We start from the raw sequence: 18,905 nt of genomic DNA, 5'->3' as shown, positions 1-18,905 counted from the left end.
TTATCCCCATGCGCAGATTTTTGCTTTCGATCGGGATCTCCCTGCTATTGATGGCACCCGCGGCCGCCGTGCAGGCAGACCCCGCGCCGCAGCCCGTTCAGTCTTCCGCGCCGGTCGAGGCCGATCCGGTCCCTGCCGCCGCCGCCACCGCTGCGCCGACGCCGCGTGCGGGTGCCTACCGCATCAATGCGGGCGACGAGCTTGAGATCTACGTGTGGGGCGAGGAGCGACTGCAGCGCAAGGTGAAGGTGCTTCCCGACGGAACGATCGCCTTCCCGCTTGTCGGCAAGGTCGTAGCCCAGGGCTATTTGCCGTCCGAAGTCGAAGCGATGATCACCAACGGCCTGCGCGATCAGTATCGCGGCCAGGTTCCGCAGGTGACGGTGTCGGTGGTGCAGCCTTCGGGGATGCAGTTTTCGGTGATGGGACGTGTCCGTTCGCCGGGCACCTTCACGCCGGGGCGCTACGTCAATGTGCTCGAAGCGCTCAGCATGGCGGGCGGACCGAGCGAATTCGCCAATCTCGACAACGTGCTCATCATTCGCAAATCCGGTGACGAGCTGCGCACGATGCGGGTCCGGCTGGCGCCCCTGTTCAAGATGGGCGGCGACAGCAGCGATATCGCGCGCGCCAATATTCTGCGCATCGAAACCGGCGACACGGTCATCGTCCCGTGAGGCGCAGGTGGGGCAGGAGGGGCATGATGCGGAAAATTGCTTCATCGATAATGATGTTGGCGTGCGGCCTTTTCGGCACCGCGCAGGCGCAGGAGCCGCAGGTGACCGTCGATGTGTCGGCGGGCGCATCGGTGTCGACCAATCCTTTTCTTTACGTTGATAGCAAGACCGCCGCGGCCGCGACGCTCGAAGTGCGTCCGATGATTGTCTGGGAAACTGAATCGGGCCGGACCAGCCTCGATGGCACGCTGCGCCTTGCGCAATATAGCCAGCGCTACGGCAATGATTTTTCGGGGCGCGCCGGCGTGTCGAGTGATCAGAAGCTCGATGAGCGCACGACGCTCAGCATGGCGGGATATTATCAGACTTCGCGCTCGGTCGTGCAGGATGGCTTTTTCTTTCCGATCGAGGCACCGCTCGATCCAGGAAGCATCCCCGATCCCAGTATTCCGCCGGTCGATACGTCGATTGCGGGCGTGCGCACCCGCCGGCAGAATGCCAGCGCGTCGATCGGCCTTAGCCATGCGATCGACGAGCGCAGTTCGATTGATGCCGGCCTGTCGCTCGACGCTGCCTTCGTCGAGCGCAACGTGGGCTTCGACTATCAGGATCTCTCTGGTCACGTCGGCTATCAGCGTCAGTTGACCGAGCGTACCTCATTGACGGCCAGCGTCTCGGTCGGCCGCGTCAATTATCTCGGTCGCAGCATCGGGGACAGTACGATCATCAGTCCGCAGATCGGCTTGCGGCAGAAAATCAATTCGCGCCTGAGCCTCGTGGCGGGGGCAGGCATATCTTACGTTCGGACCGATGTGGGGACCGGATCGAGGGTCGGACTTACGAGCTTTTCCGGCAATATTGGCCTGTGTGATCAGGGTCTCAATCGCACCATGTGCGTTTCGGCAAATCGCTCCGCGCAGCCGACCGCGCTCGGGGGCGTCTCGAACGTCACCGCCTTTGCGGTGACCTATGATGCGCAATTGTCCGAGAAGGACCGTCTCGCCTTTTCCGGGCGCTATGGCCGCACCGATCAAAGCGGTGCTGCGGGCTTTCCGCTCCAGACGCGCATCACCGACATCGTCGGAGCGAGCGCCACTTACAGTCGCAAGCTCAGCGACCGCGTCAGTCTGAACGTGACACCGGCCTATACCAAGCTCTATGGCGATACCCAGGGCCGGCGCGATGCAAATTATTCGCTGATGGTCGGTGTAACGGTGCGTTTCGGGAAGCTTCGCTGATGGATCAGTTCGACGATATGGCCGGCGAGCAGGGTGAAGGCGGGTCCGATTTCATCGGTCAATTGCCTGCAATCCTGTGGCAACGCCGCTGGTGGATCATCGTCCCGACGATCGTCGGCGCGCTCGCTGCGCTGGCGGGTATCCTGTTCATTCCGCCGACCTACCGAGCCAATGCCATCATGCTCGTCGAGTCGCCACAGCTGCCGCAGGAGGTTATCGGGCTCGACGGCGGAGATGCGATCGACCGCCGGATCGCGGCCATTCAGCAGCAGATCACATCGCGTCCCGATCTTATCGAACTGATCGAACGCAACGGTCTTTATGCGAGCGACCGCAAGAGCAAGCCCCTCTCGAAAATTCTCGAGAAAATGCGCGAATCCATCAGCCTTACACCAACCGATGCGGGCTCGCAGCCCAATCGCCCCGATCAGCGGGCCATCGCCTTCGAACTTGCCTTTGAATATTCGCAGCCCGCGCAGGCACAGGCTGTAGCGCAGGCGCTGATGGATCGCGTCCTGCAGCTCGACGCGCGCGGCAATACCGAGCAGGCGACCAATACTGTCCAGTTTCTTTCGGATCAGGCCGCGGGCCTTGAATCGCAGATCGGCGACCTTCAATCGCAGATCGCTGGCGTCAACGCCCGCAACGGCAATGTGCTGGCCTCCGGCGGCATGGTCATCGGTTCGGGGGCAGGAAGCTACGACGTACAGATTGCCGCGCTCCAGCGCGACAACCAGACTCTCCTCATGCAGCGTAATGTCGCGCAGACGAGCGACGAACGCGATCCCACGGTTGCGGCAGCCGAGCAACGGCTCGCCGCCGCGCGGGCGCTTTATTCCGAAACCCACCCCGACGTGGTGATCGCCAAGCAGGCGCTCGCCGAGGCGCGGCGGCTTGCCAAAGACAATACGCAAAAGCTGCCGCTCGACACGATCGATGACCAGATCGCGTTCAATAACAAGCAGATCGCGGCCCTGCGCGCCGCAAAGGCGCAGGAGAATGCCGAGGTCAGCTCGCGGCTCGCCGCGCAGGCGCGGGCTCCGCTCGTCCAGCAGCAGCTCGGCGAACTCCAGCAACGTCTGACGGCGCTCAACACGCAATATGAGCAGGTGCAAAAGCAGCTGATGACCGCGCGCGCGGGCGTGCGCGCCGAGGACGAGCAAATGGCCGAGCGCCTGTCGGTCGTCGAGCCGCCGGTCATTCCCGACAGCCCCAGCTGGCCTAACCGCATCCTACTCGCTGCCCTCGGCATCGGTGGCGGCCTCGGGCTCGGTTTTGTACTCGCCTTTGCGGTCGAGCTCTTCCTGCGCCCGATCCGGGATCCTGGGGCGCTCAAGGCGATCCTCGGTGCCTCGCCGATCGGTATCATCCCCGTGATCGAGTCAACGCGCGTTCCCAAGCGCGGTTGGCAGCGTTTCGTTCCGCTTCGCCGCTCCTGATACCAATAAAGGTTCGACCATGGCCGACCGCGATTTTTCCTCTCCCGGCGTCCGCGACCTGCTCCGGCTCGCGGACCTTCCGCTTTTCACTCCCGAGCGCGCCGAGCTCAACTCGCACAAGCTCGTTGGCTTCGACAGCCGCGACATTCGCGCGCGTCCCTTCAATCTCCTCCGTTCGAGCCTGAGCAAGAAGCTCAAGGAAAGCGGGTTTCGGCTCATCGGCTTGACCTCTGCAACACCTGCGGCAGGCAAATCCTATCTTTCGCTCAATCTGGCCTCGTCGCTCGCGCGCGTGGCCGAGCAACCCGTTTTCCTGGTGGATCTCGATATTCGCCGCGCATCGGTCGCCGAAGAGATCGGCCTGACTCTCGATCAGGGGATCGAGAGCTTCCTCGAAGGCGAAGCCGATGATCTTGCAGCGCTCGGTCGGCATGTCGACGGCAGCGAACTCGGGATATTTCCCGCCGTTCGCCGCAAGCGTAACACCGCCGAGCTTCTCGCCGGCGAACGCTTTGCGCAGATGATCGACATTTTCCGCAACCGCAGCGATGCAGCGATCATCCTCTTCGATTTACCGCCAGCCTTCGCCAGCGACGATGCGATGATCAGCCTTGAATTGCTCGACGGCTATGTGCTCGTCGTCGACAGCGGCAAAACCACCAGGAAGCATGTCGAAGACGTGCTGGCCGTTCTTCACCCGACGCCGTGCGTCGGGACGATTCTCAACCGCTACAGCGGCGGCTTCGCCGACAGCTATGGTTATGGCTATGGCGGGCCCGATTACGGGAAATATTACGATCCGTCGTGACCCGCCAAGCGGAAGCGGAGCCGGCGCTCGCCGAGCGTAAGGGCAATCGCGTCGCGATCTGCATCATTGCGCGCAACGAGGCCGACACGATCGGCGGTTTGATCGATCAGCTGGCGGGACAGTCGCTGGTGGCCGGCAACGGCGTATCCCGCATCCTCGTTGTCAGCAACGGGTCGAGTGACGCGACCGCGGCCAAGGCCTCGGCAGCGCTCGCGCACGCATTCGCCGACGGTGGACCGATCTGGAGTGTCCACGACACGCCGATCGGCGGCAAGGCCCGCAGCTGGAATCTCGCGGTTCATGAACTGCTCGATGGCGATCTCGACATTGCGATCTTTCTCGATGCCGATATCGAACTGGCGGGCGAGCATGTGCTGGCGGAACTCGTCGATCGCCTCGCGGGCGATCCGGTGCTGCTTGCCGTTTCGGGATTTCCGCTAAAGAATATCGCCCGCAAGGCGCACAAGACGCTCATTGATCGCTTCTCGCTACGTATTTCGAGCCAGACGCCGGCGCCGCACGCGATCAATGGCTCGCTCTACGCGGCGCGCATGTCGGAATTGCGCAAGATTTGGCTCCCGGTCCCGACTCCGGGAGAGGATGGCGCGCTCAGCGCCATGATCCACACCGGCGGCTTTACCCATCCCCCGCGGTTCGAGACGATCGCGCGCATGCCGCATCCGACGCATTATTTTGAAGCCCATAGTATCGCGGGCTTCTTCGCGCACGAGCGGCGCATGACGCTCGGCACCACGATCAACGGATGGATATTCGAACATCTGTGGGCCGGCGAACACCGCGATCATGTCGGCGAGCGCATCCGGTCCTGGAACGAGGATGAACCCGACTGGATCGACCGGATCATCGCGCGCGAGGTCGCGGGCAAATGGTGGGCATTGCCCCCGCGGATGCTCAGCTGGCGACTGCACAATCTCAAGGGCGTCGGCTGGCGCAAGGCATTGGCGCGGGCGCCATTCTCGCTCGCCGCAACATTTTTGAACCTCGGCCCCTGCATCGCCGCCAATCGCCTCATCAAGCGGCGCGGCGCGGCGAGCCACTGGTAGAGCGGCAGGCCGCCCGGAACGGACGGTCTGCGGCGCCGGTCAAAAACGGGGGGCATCTCAGCCGAGGCCGGTCAACAGACGTGACATGCGCGCGGCCGCGCTATGCGCCTGATAGTCGTCGGCCACGCGCCGGCGCCCCGCCTCGCCTAACCGAATCCACGCCTTGCGGTCATCAATCAGCGCGCCGAGCGCGCGCTTGAGGTCGTCCCAGTCCGACGCGGTGAACAACCGGCCCGTGACATCGTCCTCGACCAGTTCGGGAATACCCGCAACGCGGCTCGCTACGACGGGAAGTTGCAGCGCGAGCGCTTCGATGAGAACGACCGGAAGACCTTCCATCAGGCTCGGCAGGACGAAGATGTCGGCCTCGGCCATGCGCGCGAGCGTCGAGCGTTCGGGAAGCGGTCCGGTAAATTCGATTTTCTCAGCGAGCCCGAGTGTCGCGGCCTGTTCCCGGACGGCATCTGCCGCCGGCCCGCCGCCCACAATGGTCAGCGAAAAATCGCGGCCCTCGGCAACCAGCGCCGCAAGCGCTGAAAGAAGGCCCGCATAACCCTTCTCGGGTGACAGCCGTCCCACCGACACAAGGCGCGGCGGTGTCGACGCGCGCGCCGAACGAACTTTTTGTGCCTTGGGAAGTGCCGCCAGATCGATCCCGCAGCGGATGATGTGCATCTTGGCCCACTGAGCTGGATTCACGAGCCGCATCGCCTGGGCCTGCATGAAATAGGACGCGCAGGCGACGAAGCGCGCCCGCTCGATCTTGCCGGCCAGCAGCGCTCCTGCCGGTGGGTCGGTCTCGGAAATGCCGTGCAGCGTCAGGCTCCACGGCACGTTCGCGCAATGCGCGGCCAGCATGCCCACGGTGGCGCCGCTGTTGGCGAAATGATTATGAAGATGACCGACATGCTCTGCGCGCAGCCGGCGCGCAAGCAGCAGCGCTTCGACGAAGTGAAATTGCGACCAAAGCAGCGCGCGTAGGCCCCCGACGCGGTGGCGGAGCGCCAGCCGCCAGGTCGACACAAAGCGTCCAGGTCTGGTGGCGAGAATAACGCAAATTGCCGCGAAATAGACCAAAAGCGGGCGCCCGAGCAGACTCTCGGCTTCGCCTTCGCGCGCGACCGGCTGGACACTGAACGCTGCGATTTCAACCCCGCGCAGGCGCAGGGCAGCCACTTCGCGGCGCACGAATGTGTGCGATGGGGCGCTATAGTCGCTGACGAGATAGGCGATCTTCATTTGTAGTAGATCGCTCCTTGCCGGCGCTTCGCCGCGCGCGCCGCGCCATAACGCAGCGCTCCCCAGGTCTCGGCGAATTTTCCGGCGAGCAGATGCACGGCTTGCATGCCGCCGTCTCGCCGTGCGAGCCGAACAAATTGAGCCGCCCACAACAATGGTGCAGCAAGCAGACCTATTGGTCCGAGGAGTACTGTCAAGAACAGTGACAGCGCTATGGGCGCTGCGCTCCAGCCGATCGCGCGCGCAAGCTCGCGCCCGTAGAGCGGCGCACCGAGGCGCCGCGTTTTCGACCAGACTTGCGCATAGCCATAGCCGCTGCGCACCGCGCGCATCCACCATTGGCGGAAATGATGCATGTCGGCGTCGTGTATCGTCATCGGCGCATCAAGCCGCCAGACCCGCCAGCCGCGCGTGCGAAGCCGCGCACAAAATTCGGGCTCTTCGCCGGCAATGACCGCGCCATCATAGCCGCCGACGGCAGCAAAAGCGCTGAGACGAACCATGGCGTCGCCTCCGCACGCCGCGGCTTCCCCCGGCGGCGTGTTCCATTCGGCGTCGCACAACCTGTTGTAGAAGCTCGCCTCGGGATAGCGCTCGCGCCGGCGACCGCAAACCGCGGCGAATTCGGGTTCGGTTTCGAGAAAGCGGGTCGCCTCGGCGAGCCAGCCGGGCTCGAACTCACAATCGCCGTCCACGAACTGGACAAAGGCCAGCTCGGGATGCCGCGCGGTAAGCCGGGCTGCACCCTCGTTGCGCGCGCGCGCGGCCGAGAAGGGGAGGCGCATATCAAGTTCGACGACGTCGGCACCGACCGAGCGAGCAAAGGCGACACTGTCGTCGATCGATGCGCTGTCGACATATACCATGGGAATGCCGGGCGGGATCGAGCGAAGGCAGCGCTGCAGCCGTTCGCCTTCGTTACGGCCTATCGCCACCACTCCCATGCGGCTCTGCTGCCGGTCAGCCATGCATCCTCTGCCCTTCGATCAGCCAATCGCCGATGCTGCCCGTCAATCCGGCCAGATAGCTCGCCTCCCGGAACAGGAAGATCAAGGCAATGAATAGCAGCGTCAGCCCAATATCCTGCCGCACGAAATTGATCCCTGCAGCTCGCTTGCGCCAGACGAGGATGCAATAGCGTACGGCTTCCGCCGCAACGAAAGCGAGCATCGCGGCATTGAGGCCATAGCGTGGGAGAAGGACGGGCAGGGCGATCGCCACAACGGCAAGCTTGGCTCCATTGCCGAACGCCACGCCCGATGGCTTTCCAAGTCCCATCATGATGGCATCCGACATGGCAGCAAGAATCGCAAACCAGCTGCCAGCGAGCAGAACGGTCAGCAGAATGCCGGCATCGTGATAGCGCGCGTCGTAGACGAGGTAGATGAAGCGATCGGCAAGTGCGATAGCGAGCGCGAGCCCGACCGCGACAAAGCCAAGCAGCGCAAGGCGCATCGGTCCGATTGCCTCGCGCAGATCATGCCCGCGCAGGTTGGTGGCCGAAATCTTCGGGAACACAAGGAAGCTGCCGACGCGCTGGAAAAGTTCCGCGGCCGCGTCGGCGAATGTCCGCGCGATACCGTAAATCCCGAGCAGCGCGAGCGGTATCGCGCTTGGCAGATAGAGACGATCGAAATTCATGGCGAGGTAGTAGATCAACGAGGACAGGAAGACCCACTTGCCGAAATGAACAATGTCGCGCAGCGCCGTCCGTTCCCAGCGGAGGCGATGCATGCGCCAGTCGACCAGGAAGAAGCTCGCGATTGCTGGGACGGCCATGCTGATCAGGAGCGCAATGATGAGCGCCCAGATGGTTGGCATGAAATAGGCGAGAATGATCTGGATCGCCGAGCCGAAGATCGCCATTGCGAGGTCGAAGGAGGCCAGCTTGCGAACCTCCAGTCGCTTCTGAAGGAGGAAGCGTGACGGCGAAGTGAGGCCGGTGAGCAGAAAGATCGGGGCAGCGGCAGGCAGCAGGTATAGCAGCTCCGGCTTGCCATAGGCATGAGCGATGGGCGCGGTGAGGGCGAGGGCGGCCGCGAAGAGCAGCAGGCCGCGCACGATCTGCACCGTCCAGGCGGTGTTGAAGAAGTCGGATTCCTCGCCGCGCCGATTGTTGACGATGCTCTGACCGACGCCGACGTCGGTGAGCAGTTCCCCGCCCGTCCGCAGCGCGTTGATGAGCAGCATCGTGCCGAGAAGCGCTGGCGCGAGAAGCCAGGCCAAGAGAATGCTTGAGGCGAGCCGCACGACCTGTTGAATCGCATAGGTCGCGGCAATCCAGCTGACCGAGCCAAAATGGCCGGTCCATCCCGCCATCTGCCGCAGCCAGCGCCGCGAGGTCGGCGGCGTGGCGGCGCCGATATCGGTGGGACTGCTTTCCATCGCGGCTTATCGCCGCGCCGGGCGCAACGCGCCCGAACCGCGCCGACGCGCGCTCCCGCGCCCCATGGTGAGGGCCGCGGCTGGAGTATCGACCAAGCCGTCCTGCTGTCCGCCGGACGAGGCGGGAGGTGGCTTGCGGATCGTCTTATGTCGGCGTTCGAGCTTTGCCTGCCGAATGCATCCCGCGATGATGCCAAGCGCGATCGCGAACACATATTGGGTAAAATAGACGATGAAGACCCATTCCCACAGGCTGTGAAGCGCCGTCACGAGAATGGCGACGCTCGCCCCGAGCACGATATCGCCGCGTGAATCACGTCGATGCATGAAAGCGAAGGCGAGCCCGCGAATGACGCTCCAGGCGAACAGGAAAATGAGCGTCAGAAGGCCGAGCCAGCCGGTCTCGGCCGCAGCGAGCAGGTAGATATTGTGCACATGCGCCGAACGGCTGTTGTAGTTCCAGACGACGCCGGCCTTTTGCGAATAGCCCTGCGAATTAGCGATCACGACATATTGGTTCGCGCCCACACCCATCGGGTGGTCACGCCAAATCGCTTTCGCAGCGCGTTCGAAGGCCTGTCGTTCGCCGTCGGGACCAAGCGCGGCTGATGCTCCGCTAGCAAAGCGCTCCCCGAAGCTCGTGGCAGCAACCGGGCCGACGATGCCCAGCGACAAGGCCGCCAGTCCAACGATCTTCCATTTGTGCGGCGTCATCCGCCTTGCGAGCGAAAGGATGAGTAGCAATGCGATCCCCACCGCTACGAAGGCGACCGCACCGCGCGACGCGCCGAGCGCCACTGCGACGAGCGAGGCGACGACGCCAGCCATGATCAGCTTGCTGCGTTCGCCGGCAAGCAGCAGCGCAAGCAGCGGCAGGGTCACGAAGTGCAGCATCAGCCCCAGCAGATTCTGGTGAGCCATGGTGCCCGTGGCCTGGACTATGCCCGACATGCGTTGTTCGATCGTCACAAGTCCCTGGAAAATCGCGCCTGCAGCAAGCCCGAAGGCAATCCAGCGAACCGCGCCCGGCTTGCCGGCAACCGAAGCGACGGCAACGAAGACCAGAATGACACGCAGGAGCTGAAAAACGTAGAAGCTCGAACTTTCCCATTGATGCGAGACGAATACCGATACCGTCACCGCAACCAGATAGGCGCCGAGGGCGCCGAGGAGCGGCAGCCGCCGAAAGGGTGACCTGGCCGCGACAATGATTGCTATCGCCAGCGTGTCGAGAATGGAGACGATAAGCCCGCGCGCAAAACCGGGCCATGTCGCCCAGTTGATGAAGGCGACATCGAGATTCGCGAAGCTCATGGTGAAGGGCAGGGCGCCGATCGCGAAATAGGCCCATTTGCGGTGCTGCGGGAATGCCCGTACCCACCAGATCAGGCCGGGCAGCGATGCGAGAATCAGGAGGATGCCAAGAATACGCACCGCGCGCTCAGCTCCCTTGCGAGACGGGATCAATATGCATTTTTATGCATCACCACGCGTACGGTCTTGAGAAGGATCATGATGTCGCTCCACAGCGACCACTCGGACAGATATTCAAGGTCGCAGCGCACCCGGAGCTCCAGATCCTCAATTCTCTCGGTCGATCCGCGATAACCACGAATTTGGGCAAGACCGGTAATGCCTGGCTTGAGCGCATGTCGCAGCCAATATTTCTGTGAAGCATGCCAGAATAATTCATTGCCCGCGGTCGAGCCAAGCGCGTGCGGACGCGGTCCCACCATGCTCATTTCGCCCTTGAGGACATTGAATATCTGCGGGAGCTCGTCGATGCTCGTGCGGCGGATGAAGCGACCGACCCGCGTTACGCGATCGTCCGCACGCGAGGCGGACTTGTCGCCCATCGCGTCACTCGCTTCGACGCGCATCGACCTGAATTTGTAAATGCTGAACTGGCGGTTGCCCTGGCCCACGCGCAATTGCCGGAAGAAGACCGGCCCCGGCGTGTCGAGCTTTATCGCCAAGGCGACAAGCAGGAGCAGAGGGCCGAGCAGGATCAGCGCTGCGCTGGCCGTGACGAGGTCGAGCGCGCGCTTTTGTACCCGGTTCATCAGATTGAGCGGCCCACGCGAGAGAACGATCGTGTCGCGCCGATCATAGCGGCCGAGCGCGACTGCTCCATGCAGAAGGTCCCGGTCGAGCATGATCTCGCCGCCAACATCGTGACCCTTCAGGAAGGTCGACCATTCCGCGCGATGATCATATTGCGAGGCGACTACCACCCGGTCAAAGGGCGCAATCAGCCGCGAGAGCGCGTCGATCATGTCCGGGCGATCAAGATCGGGCCAAAGGCCCTGGGCGCCGACATCGACAACCACGGCGGATCCTTCGGGAACGGCATCGAGGCCGTCGAGTAACAGGATCGTGGCGACCACCACGTCGCCCATCACGAGCTTCACGACGCGATCGAGGATGATTTTCGACACTATCAGAAATATGGCCGCCGCACCGAAAGTGATCGCAAAGCCGATGCGCGAGATTTCGTCGACCTTGAAAAGAAAGCTGATGCCGACGATCACGAAGGCCGTCGCCCCGAGCGCGCCAAGCGCGCGTTTGGTACCGAGTAACCGGTTCTGCAAGGTTTCGGCGTCCTGAGTTTCGCGCGCGATTTCGAACATCAGGAACAGCGGAAGGGCTATGAAGAGAATGGAATGACCGCCGGCGCTGAGCCATTGCGCGTCGCGGGTTTGCAGCGCGCAAGCATAGCCGAGCACCAGCGCCAGAAGGTCGAGGGCCAGCGAGAAGATGTAGAGAAAGGTCCGCTTGTCGCGCGCCGACGCAAAGAGGCCGCCCTCGCTCGACGGGTTCGGCGGTGTCGCGAGCGACAGGTCATGATCAGGCCTGCTGTAGATTTTCCCGCCCTTCACCACTTGGCACCCGGCCCTTCAAGCCCGATCCCAGTTGACCTATCGGCATCACCGCCAGCCAATGCAAATAGCAGAATGGCGGAGAAATCGACAGCGTTTACAGTGCAATTCCGGGACTCGCGGCACGCCGTCCCGAATGGGGAAAGGCCTCTTGGCAAAGCTTAACGCGATTGCTGGAAAGGGTTCGGCACCTTGAGCACGGTAAAGATGTAGATGATCACGCCGACCAGTAGAATTGCGGCAAATAGCGGATAGCCTTCATTGCCAATATAGTTGACGACGGCACAGCCGACCGCCGGCGGTGCATATTGCCAAAGCTTGTCGCGCGGCGTTTCCTCGGCCGATCGCTGTAGCAGCAAGGTCACCAGTCCTGAAAAGGCAATGACGGTGATCCAGTCCCAAATCGTCTCCACATGTCCCTCCCGAACCCTCGCCAGCTCTCGACCCCGGATTTCCGCGATCGCTCTCGCCTTTAAATCCGGGCCGCAGCATAGCAGCGAATGCATATTCGCGGTAGCGGCCTTGTAAGCCATCCTAAGCGATAAATGCTTATATTGTATTGTAATGGTGCAGCGCTTGCGCGAGGCTGCCCTTCGCCGGTCCGTTTGCCAGCATCCGGCTCCAGCTGCATCACGCGGTGCAGATGTCGAGCGCGTTGGCGGCCCCGCAAAAGCCTTGGCGCGGTAAAGGGAAGAGCAGAAGCGTGGACGCAGAAAACAGGCAATCCGGCACTTGGCGGTACGAGCGCGTCGCGATCGGTGGCGGTGGATATGTGACCGGAATGCGGATCGCGGGGCGGGGCTCCGAAAAGGTCCGGGTTTGCCGCACCGACACCGCCGGAGGCTTTATCTTGGCTTCCGAGGAAAACCGGTGGCAGCCGCTGCTGCAGGCGGGGATCAACATCGATCCCGAGCTGATGCGCTACCATTATCCGCGCGGTGCGGGCTGTTACGATGTTGCCGTAGCGCCGAGCCGGACCGATTGCATTTATGTGTGCCAAGGCGGCTTCGTCTATGCAAGCGGCGACCGGGCCAGGACGTGGCGACGGACCGCTCTTCCCTATTATGACGGCTATGGCGCCAACAGCAGCTCGAGAATGACCAACGAACGAATGGCAGTCGATCCTGCCAATCATCTGGTCGTGGGCATCGGCAATCCCGATACGGGCGCCCGTGGCGGGCTCCATATCAGCTTTGACGGCGGGGACAGCTGGGCGGCGCATCCCCAAATCCCCGCGCCAAGTGCCCCCGATCGCGGGATGGCGATCGCATTTGACCCTGACAGCGGCAGCAATGGCGAGCGAACCCGGCTGGTCTATATTTGGTCTTATGGCCATGGCATCTTTCGGTCGATTTCCGGAATTCAAGGCCATTTCGAGCTTATTGAAGCCAGCCCCGCCGACATCGGACATATGGTTGCGCGCGGCGGCAATCTGTGGACCGGAGGAACCTCCCGCGGTGATGGCGCGCCGCTACGCCGCTGGACCGAGCGGGGAGGCTGGACTTCAGTACCTGGCGTCCCCGACGCAAAACACATTGCAATATCTGCCGACGGCAAGCGGATTGTGTCGATGATTGCTTCAAGCGCTTATCGGCTTTCGCTGGACGGGGGCGCCACCTTCGGTCCGCTGACACCGCGGATCCGGCGCAAGGCGGTCCATATCGGCTGGCACGAGACCACCAACGAGAATTACATGTCGAACGGCGCTTGTGTGTGGGATACGGAGGCGGACATTCTCTATATTGCGGAAGGCATAGGCTGCTGGAAATGTATCAGCCCGCCGCATGATGGCAGCGTCCCGGTCTATCTCGAAGACAGCGTCGGCATCGAAAATCTCGTGTCGATGCAGATCATGGTGCCGCCGCAGAACAGCCGGATACATTATGTCACGCAGGACCGTAACGTCGCGACCCGCGACTGGTGGCAGTTCCGACAATATCCCGCCAACATCGGCGTCAGCAATGCGGTACCGCTCGATCATGGCGGCGGCATCGATCACGCCGCGGGCAATGAGAATTATCTTGCCGTGGTTGGCAGCAAGAATGGCTGCTGCAATATTTCGCGGGACGGCGGAAAGAGCTGGGCGCCCGTCGCCGCGGTTCCGCAAAATGTCCGTGCCACCGCGCCGCAGCCGGCAACCGAAGGCACGGGGTTTGGCGGCAACATCGCTGTGGGCCCTCCAGGAAATCTGGTCTGGCTGCCTACCGGCAACAATAAGCCGAGCGTGACGCTCGATGATGGCGCGGGTTGGGCCTATTGCCTTTTCGAGGGGGCCGAGCCCGATAACAGCGGAATGCGCTGGCATAACCAATATTCCTATCAGCGCATCCAGCTTCTCGCCGACAAGGAACGTCCCGGAACCTTCTTTCTCTACCATGTCGGCAATGAACGTCATGATGACGCGAGCCGGCGCTTCCGCGGGATCTGGAAATCTGACGATGGCGGGCGAAATTTCCAACGCATGCGCAAGGATCTGATCGGACCGATTTTCGGAACCGACGCCTTCAATTGCAAATTGAAGATGCCGCCAGGACGCTCCCCGCATCTGTTCTTCTGCGTCGGCGACGTCGATGCAAACGACAGCGATTCTGACATTGGAATCTTCTTCAGTGCCGACGAGGGCTCAAGCTGGGCGCGGGTTGCCGGCGTGCGCGAACCGCTCGACTTCGCGTTCGGCAAGGCCGCGCCTGGGAGCGATTATCCGACACTTTATGCCTGGGGCGGTTTGGCCGGCGTGCGAGGCCTCCATCGCTGCATCGAATTTGACCCGCGTCGTCCGGGTGCCGCAAAATGGGAAACGATCGGCCGCTACCCGGGCGGGAGCATGGATAATGGAACCGTACTGGCCGCGGATATGCAGGAGGTCGGGCTGGTCTATCTCGGCCTGGGTGGATCCGGACTGTTTCGTGCCGTTAGCGAGGCAAATCTGCGGGTTGGCTGAAGGGCGCAAATGCCACTTCGTCAACAAAATCGTCGTTTCTAAGACGCATGGTAAAAAAAGAGGCGGCCCGTAAGGCCGCCTCTTCTGGTCCTTGCTGGAACCTTGAGCGTCAGGCGAACTGAAGCGCGCCCGTTCCACGCCGACGACGCATGCCGAAGCCGATCGCGCCGAAACCGAGCAGCATCAACGCCCAGGTTGCCGGCTCGGGAACCGCATTGATGGTGAAATTGTCGGTCTCGAACGCATTGCTCGTCGAGCTGAGGCGCAGCGACTTCAGATTGCTGACATCATTGCCGGTGATGTCGAAGCGAACGACCGGGTTGAGGTTCGGATCGGTCTGATTGCCGTTGGCCGGGTTGAAAATATCGCTGCCGGTGAAGCTGGCGATGACATTGCCGTCCATGTCGAGGAATTCGACGAGGTTGTAGGCATCGACCGAACCCCAGAGGAAGCTGACGTTGAAAATGTCAGCGATCGACGAAAGGTCGAGGATGCCCGGCGAGCCGTCGCTCGGTCCGACCGTCCAATAGTTGCCGGTGCTGCCGAACGGCTGCGCGCGGATACCGCTTGCCGAGCCGGTCGTCACAAGCCCGCCGCTGACCGGGGCAGGGGTTTCGAAATCATAGGTCGGCGCCGGGCCCGAATAGGGATCGGTGCCAGGCGTAACGGTGCTGAGCGTAACCGCAGCATTTGCCGCCGCCGGCATGGCCAAGACCGCAGCCGAAACTAGAAGCGCTTTGGAAAGAAATTTTCTCATCGTCGGTATCCTCCTTGGTGGTGGCAGGCCCGCGACTCGCCCTGCAATGTTAATTATTAGGAATTCTTAACCCGAATCGCTTGATATGCGAGTCTTTTTTGCGCGCAAAAGTCTGTCCCAGAATGGTGCAACCTGCTGATCTTGCCAGCAATGCGCGTGAGGACCGACCTAGAAAGCGCCCTTTGAGCGCTACGTCACCGCAACGAGGCTGCTCTTTTGCCACAGCGGCGCAATGTTACAAGAATTTAATCCATGTTATGCGAATACAGAAGGGGAGGGGCGTGCAAGTCGATCGAGCGCGCTTTGCCTTTCGTGCGCGCCTCAATATCGCTGGAAGGCCCAAATTCAGGATCAAGTCATGGTCACGCTGCTGATACGGCTAGCTCTTGCAAATATTCTGGCCGGGGCGGTTGCACCGGCATTGGCCCAGGACATCAGCGGCCCGGCTCAGGCGGTTGACGGCGACAGTCTGTTGCTTTCGGGCATATCGGTGCGCCTCTATGGAATTGACGCGCCGGAATATGATCAAAAATGTACGCGCGGCGGGGAAGCTTGGGATTGCGGGAAAGCGGCTGCCGCGAAGCTTGGCGAACTCGTTGCCCGGGGGTCGGTTCGCTGCCAGCAGCGCGATATCGATGATTATGGTCGCAACGTCGCAGTCTGCACTGTCAACGGCACCGACCTGGGTCGAGCGATGGTCGAAGCAGGCATGGCGCTCGCCTTCAGGCGGTATAGCGACGCTTATGTAATAGACGAAGCGCGGGCCCGTGAAGCGGCGAGAGGGATTTGGGCGGGAGAATTCGTCGCTCCCTCAGAATGGCGATCGGTGCACCGCGTTCCTCAGGCGCAGTCGCAGCCGCCGCGTTCGTTGGCTGTTCCTCGGCAAACCCCTCGATCTTCGGTCTATTATCCCAATTGCCAGGCGGCCCGCGCTGCGGGAGCTGCGCCCATTTATCGCGGTCAGCCTGGTTACCGTCCGGAGATGGACGGTGACGGTGACGGCATAGCATGCGAGCCTTATCGGCCCCGCTGAACAGTTGGGAATTCGCACCGGACCCTGCGGTCGCAGTCATCTCCATGGGCTGAGCCCCTCATTTTGCTGGAGAGTGATCGTTTACGTCGATGCCGAGTGGCGAGCTCCACCCTTCCGGAGCCAACCCGGCGGCGGGCGATCTGACCTGGACCGGCGCGGCGCCCCGCGAAAGTGCGCTCGGCGCGATTATGTCCCCGCCTGCTGCGCAGTCTCCTCGCGGCCGCTTCGCTTCAAATAATCCCGCCGCCCGCACTCCTCCGCTGCGCTGCGGCCTTGCCGGTTCGCGGGGGCGCCTCAAGCCCCGGTCCCTGGTCCGCCCATGCCGCAGGGATGGTCCCGCGGCACAGTGAAGGAGACGACCAATGGCAGCTATCGGCTTTGTGAACGGCACCATCGACAAGGGCTTCGTGGGCCAGCTCAAGACCCTCTCGATCCGCGCAGCGATCGAGATCCGCACCAACCGCTCGAAGAGCGGCGATGTTCAGCCCGACTACCGGGTCTATTCCGAAGGCGTCGAGATCGGTGCCGGCTGGATCCGCGTCGGCCAGCAGTCAGGCGAGCGCTATGTGTCGCTGAGCCTCGCCGCGCCCGAGTTTGGGCCGCGCCGGCTTTATGCGAACCTCGGCCGCGCTGCCGGTCAGGCAAGCGATGACGCTTATGCGATCATCTGGAACGCGGTCGACTGAGACGGCAGCCGCCCCGCGCCGCGATCTGCGGCGCGGGGATCTGCCGTGCCGGGACACTTCAATCCTCAGGCAGCGTCGCGAGCGCGCTCGAGATCGGCGAGCTTGAAGGACATGGGATTGCGAAGCCAGATGTCGACTTCGCCGACGCGCCAACCGCAGCAGCGTGTCGCGAGCTTGTGCTGCGGCGGAAAGGTGCCGGCGGCGATCTTCCGATAGAGGGTGGCGCGGCTGAGCCCGGTCAGGTTGAGGACTTCGGTGAGCCGCATGAGGCGGAGGGGGGACTGATATGCCATGTGATGCTTCTCCATGTTTCGGGGGATCATGTTCCGGCGTGAGAGCATTGAAGGCCATTGAGAGGGGCATCGTCAACACCGCAGAAAAGCGCCATTTATTGGATCGTAGTTTAGCGTAGTTTAGCGTAGGTGCGCTGGCGTAGGCTGGCGTACGCTGGCGTATCCTGGAGGGCTGCAGCGTGCGGTGGCGTAGGCGAACATATTTTTCTCAAATCGTCTCGCCCCCGGCGTCGCGGCCGGACATTGAGGCCGTCAATGAGGCCGTCGGCGACGGCCGCGCCTAAAATGACGCGCCGCGAGCGGCGCGGAGTCGGTCCGATTCGCAGGATATGAGATGCCGCTGGCGGGCAAGCGGTCGCCGCTTCGCGGCGGCGTCATTTGGTCCCGGCACGGGAGGGACGCAGGCAGGCGTCACTCGCCTCTAGCCCCGCCCGGTCGGGCCGCAACCCGCGCTGCGGGTCCTCCATTGCATTTCGGTCCTCCGGATGCAGCCCGCCCGATCATGCGGGTCTGCCGGCTCCTTCCTGCCGCCCCCCTGCGCCCCTTCCGGGCCGGGCCGCGGTTGGAAGGAGAAGGGATATGAAACATCAGAAGGTCGAACGGCAGAGCCTTTATACCGAGGTCACGAGCCGCATCATCGCCGAGCTCGAAGAAGGGCGGCTGCCTTGGGTGCAGCCTTGGGACAAGGCAGCTTGCGGATGCGCCATGCCGCAGAACGCCGGAACGGCGCGCAGGTACAGCGGCATCAATGTGCTGATCCTCTGGGCCGAGGGCATCGCCAAGGGCTACGCTTCGCAGCGCTGGCTTACCTATCGGCAGGCCGAAGCCGCAGGCGGCAATGTCGTGCGCGGCGAGAAGGGCACGATTGTCTGTTACGCCGACCGGTTCACCCCGAAGGCGGAGAAGGAACAGGCGCGCAGCGAAGATCGCGAAGCGCGTCAGGTGGCGTTCCTCAAGCGCTTCGTCGTGTTCAACGTCGATCAGTGCGAGGGCCTGCCCGAGGATTACACCGTCCCCATGGTCAGCCCCGACCCAGTGCTGGCGATCGCGGAGGCCGACGCGTTGATTGCGGGAAGCGGTGCGCGCTTCAATATTGGCGGCGGCGAAGCCTTTTACAGCCCGAGCCACGATTTTGTGCAGGTGCCCCCGCAGGCGGCGTTCCATGAACCGATCAACTGGTATCGCACCGCGCTCCACGAGCTTGGCCATTGGACGGGTCACGCCAGCAGGTTGGACCGCGATCAGAAGGGCGGGTTCGGATCGGAGGCCTATGCCCGCGAAGAACTTGTCGCCGAGCTGGCGGCGGCATTCACCTGCGCCTCGCTCGGTATCGCGCCCACGGTCCGCCATTCGGATTATATCGGCTCGTGGCTGTCGGTGCTGCGCAGCGACGAGAAGGCGATCTTCCGCGCGGCAAGCGCGGCCAGCAAGGCGAGCGACTATCTGCTCGCCTTTGCGGGAGACGA

At 62.7% G+C, this 18,905-nt stretch carries 17 protein-coding genes; 9 read left to right on the top strand and 8 right to left on the bottom strand.

Features of this window, described 5'->3' with window-relative positions; genetic code table 11:
* Positions 1 to 50: 50 nt before the first annotated feature.
* From ACT17R_RS00085 to ACT17R_RS00065, 5 genes are read left to right on the top strand one after another with little or no spacing between them, the layout of a single operon-like run.
* A complete protein-coding gene (locus tag ACT17R_RS00085) occupies positions 51 to 677 on the top strand; it encodes a polysaccharide biosynthesis/export family protein (RefSeq protein WP_444808744.1) in 627 nt (208 codons plus the stop codon).
* A 50-nt stretch (positions 678 to 727) separates the two neighbouring features.
* Positions 728 to 1,915 carry a hypothetical protein gene (locus ACT17R_RS00080; RefSeq protein ID WP_444808743.1) on the top strand — a complete coding sequence of 396 codons (1,188 nt, stop codon included), beginning with the start codon at positions 728 to 730 and terminating at the stop codon, positions 1,913 to 1,915.
* On the top strand, positions 1,915 to 3,354 hold the full coding sequence (locus ACT17R_RS00075) for a GumC family protein (protein WP_234178843.1): 1,440 nt from the start codon (positions 1,915 to 1,917) through the stop codon (positions 3,352 to 3,354). The genes ACT17R_RS00080 and ACT17R_RS00075 overlap by 1 nt, the downstream gene beginning before the upstream one ends.
* 19 nt (positions 3,355 to 3,373) lie before the next feature.
* Positions 3,374 to 4,162 carry a CpsD/CapB family tyrosine-protein kinase gene (locus tag ACT17R_RS00070; protein ID WP_444808742.1) on the top strand — a complete coding sequence of 263 codons (789 nt, stop codon included), beginning with the start codon at positions 3,374 to 3,376 and terminating at the stop codon, positions 4,160 to 4,162.
* Entirely contained in the window at positions 4,159 to 5,226 is a 1,068-nt protein-coding gene (locus ACT17R_RS00065; protein WP_444808741.1) for a glycosyltransferase, read from the top strand. The genes ACT17R_RS00070 and ACT17R_RS00065 overlap by 4 nt, the downstream gene beginning before the upstream one ends.
* Before the next feature lie 57 nt (positions 5,227 to 5,283).
* On the opposite strand, the gene ACT17R_RS00060 is transcribed toward ACT17R_RS00065, so the two are convergent.
* The 6 genes from ACT17R_RS00060 to ACT17R_RS00035 all read right to left on the bottom strand — a co-directional run bounded on the left by ACT17R_RS00060 (position 5,284) and on the right by ACT17R_RS00035 (position 12,142).
* Complete coding sequence (locus tag ACT17R_RS00060; RefSeq protein ID WP_444808740.1) at positions 5,284 to 6,084, bottom strand: glycosyltransferase family 4 protein; 801 nt, start codon at positions 6,082 to 6,084, stop codon at positions 5,284 to 5,286.
* 377 nt (positions 6,085 to 6,461) lie between these two features.
* Positions 6,462 to 7,433: a glycosyltransferase gene (locus tag ACT17R_RS00055; protein ID WP_444808739.1), complete on the bottom strand. Its 972-nt coding sequence runs from the start codon at positions 7,431 to 7,433 to the stop codon at positions 6,462 to 6,464.
* Positions 7,426 to 8,850, bottom strand: coding sequence for an oligosaccharide flippase family protein (locus ACT17R_RS00050; RefSeq protein WP_444808738.1), 1,425 nt, complete (start codon positions 8,848 to 8,850; stop codon positions 7,426 to 7,428). The genes ACT17R_RS00055 and ACT17R_RS00050 overlap by 8 nt, the downstream gene beginning before the upstream one ends.
* Before the next feature lie 6 nt (positions 8,851 to 8,856).
* Complete coding sequence (locus ACT17R_RS00045; RefSeq protein WP_444808737.1) at positions 8,857 to 10,284, bottom strand: O-antigen ligase family protein; 1,428 nt, start codon at positions 10,282 to 10,284, stop codon at positions 8,857 to 8,859.
* A gap of 29 nt (positions 10,285 to 10,313) precedes the next feature.
* Positions 10,314 to 11,729: an exopolysaccharide biosynthesis polyprenyl glycosylphosphotransferase gene (locus ACT17R_RS00040; RefSeq protein ID WP_444808736.1), complete on the bottom strand. Its 1,416-nt coding sequence runs from the start codon at positions 11,727 to 11,729 to the stop codon at positions 10,314 to 10,316.
* 161 nt (positions 11,730 to 11,890) lie between these two features.
* Positions 11,891 to 12,142 carry an XrtV sorting system accessory protein gene (locus tag ACT17R_RS00035; protein WP_186401999.1) on the bottom strand — a complete coding sequence of 84 codons (252 nt, stop codon included), beginning with the start codon at positions 12,140 to 12,142 and terminating at the stop codon, positions 11,891 to 11,893.
* 845 nt (positions 12,143 to 12,987) lie between these two features.
* On the opposite strand from ACT17R_RS00035, the gene ACT17R_RS00030 reads away from it, so the two are divergent.
* Entirely contained in the window at positions 12,988 to 14,670 is a 1,683-nt protein-coding gene (locus tag ACT17R_RS00030; RefSeq protein ID WP_444808735.1) for a hypothetical protein, read from the top strand.
* A gap of 109 nt (positions 14,671 to 14,779) precedes the next feature.
* Here the strand turns inward: ACT17R_RS00030 and ACT17R_RS00025 are convergent, their stop codons facing one another.
* Positions 14,780 to 15,376 (bottom strand): Npun_F0296 family exosortase-dependent surface protein, encoded by a 597-nt coding sequence (locus tag ACT17R_RS00025; RefSeq protein WP_444809381.1) that lies wholly within the window; start codon positions 15,374 to 15,376, stop codon positions 14,780 to 14,782.
* Positions 15,377 to 15,785: 409 nt separating this feature from the next.
* Between ACT17R_RS00025 and ACT17R_RS00020 the strand changes: the two genes are divergently transcribed.
* Both ACT17R_RS00020 and ACT17R_RS00015 read left to right on the top strand, forming a co-directional pair.
* The gene (locus ACT17R_RS00020) at positions 15,786 to 16,460 is read left to right on the top strand and encodes an excalibur calcium-binding domain-containing protein (RefSeq protein ID WP_444808734.1); all 675 of its coding nucleotides are present in this window, start codon (positions 15,786 to 15,788) and stop codon (positions 16,458 to 16,460) included.
* A 362-nt stretch (positions 16,461 to 16,822) separates the two neighbouring features.
* Positions 16,823 to 17,146: a DUF736 domain-containing protein gene (locus ACT17R_RS00015; protein ID WP_444808733.1), complete on the top strand. Its 324-nt coding sequence runs from the start codon at positions 16,823 to 16,825 to the stop codon at positions 17,144 to 17,146.
* A gap of 65 nt (positions 17,147 to 17,211) precedes the next feature.
* Here ACT17R_RS00015 and ACT17R_RS00010 read toward each other — a convergent pair whose 3' ends face one another.
* Complete coding sequence (locus ACT17R_RS00010) at positions 17,212 to 17,439, bottom strand: helix-turn-helix transcriptional regulator (protein ID WP_444808732.1); 228 nt, start codon at positions 17,437 to 17,439, stop codon at positions 17,212 to 17,214.
* Between the two features lie 579 nt (positions 17,440 to 18,018).
* Here ACT17R_RS00010 and ACT17R_RS00005 point away from each other — a divergent pair.
* A partial coding sequence (locus ACT17R_RS00005; RefSeq protein WP_444808731.1) for an ArdC family protein occupies positions 18,019 to 18,905 on the top strand: 887 nt, incomplete at its 3' end.

Origin of the sequence: Sphingopyxis sp. Q841, assembly GCF_052384365.1 — a bacterium.
GTDB lineage: Bacteria > Pseudomonadota > Alphaproteobacteria > Sphingomonadales > Sphingomonadaceae > Sphingopyxis > Sphingopyxis terrae_A.
Note: the sequence above shows the minus strand (reverse complement) of the source record. Positions and strands in the feature narration are given on the sequence as shown.

Excerpts from the sequence above, each read along its gene's own strand:
- ACT17R_RS00085 (WP_444808744.1), top strand. The coding sequence starts at position 51 with ATGGCACCCGCGGCCGCCGTGCAGGCAGACCCCGCGCCGCAGCCCGTT.
- ACT17R_RS00080 (WP_444808743.1), top strand. The coding sequence starts at position 728 with ATGATGTTGGCGTGCGGCCTTTTCGGCACCGCGCAGGCGCAGGAGCCG.
- ACT17R_RS00075 (WP_234178843.1), top strand. The coding sequence starts at position 1,915 with ATGGATCAGTTCGACGATATGGCCGGCGAGCAGGGTGAAGGCGGGTCC.
- ACT17R_RS00070 (WP_444808742.1), top strand. The coding sequence starts at position 3,374 with ATGGCCGACCGCGATTTTTCCTCTCCCGGCGTCCGCGACCTGCTCCGG.
- ACT17R_RS00060 (WP_444808740.1), bottom strand. The coding sequence starts at position 6,084 with ATGCTGGCCGCGCATTGCGCGAACGTGCCGTGGAGCCTGACGCTGCAC.
- ACT17R_RS00055 (WP_444808739.1), bottom strand. The coding sequence starts at position 7,433 with ATGGCTGACCGGCAGCAGAGCCGCATGGGAGTGGTGGCGATAGGCCGT.
- ACT17R_RS00050 (WP_444808738.1), bottom strand. The coding sequence starts at position 8,850 with ATGGAAAGCAGTCCCACCGATATCGGCGCCGCCACGCCGCCGACCTCG.
- ACT17R_RS00030 (WP_444808735.1), top strand. The coding sequence starts at position 12,988 with ATGGCGATCGCATTTGACCCTGACAGCGGCAGCAATGGCGAGCGAACC.
- ACT17R_RS00025 (WP_444809381.1), bottom strand. The coding sequence starts at position 15,376 with ATGCCGGCGGCGGCAAATGCTGCGGTTACGCTCAGCACCGTTACGCCT.
- ACT17R_RS00020 (WP_444808734.1), top strand. The coding sequence starts at position 15,786 with ATGGTCACGCTGCTGATACGGCTAGCTCTTGCAAATATTCTGGCCGGG.
- ACT17R_RS00015 (WP_444808733.1), top strand. The coding sequence starts at position 16,823 with ATGGCAGCTATCGGCTTTGTGAACGGCACCATCGACAAGGGCTTCGTG.
- ACT17R_RS00010 (WP_444808732.1), bottom strand. The coding sequence starts at position 17,439 with ATGGCATATCAGTCCCCCCTCCGCCTCATGCGGCTCACCGAAGTCCTC.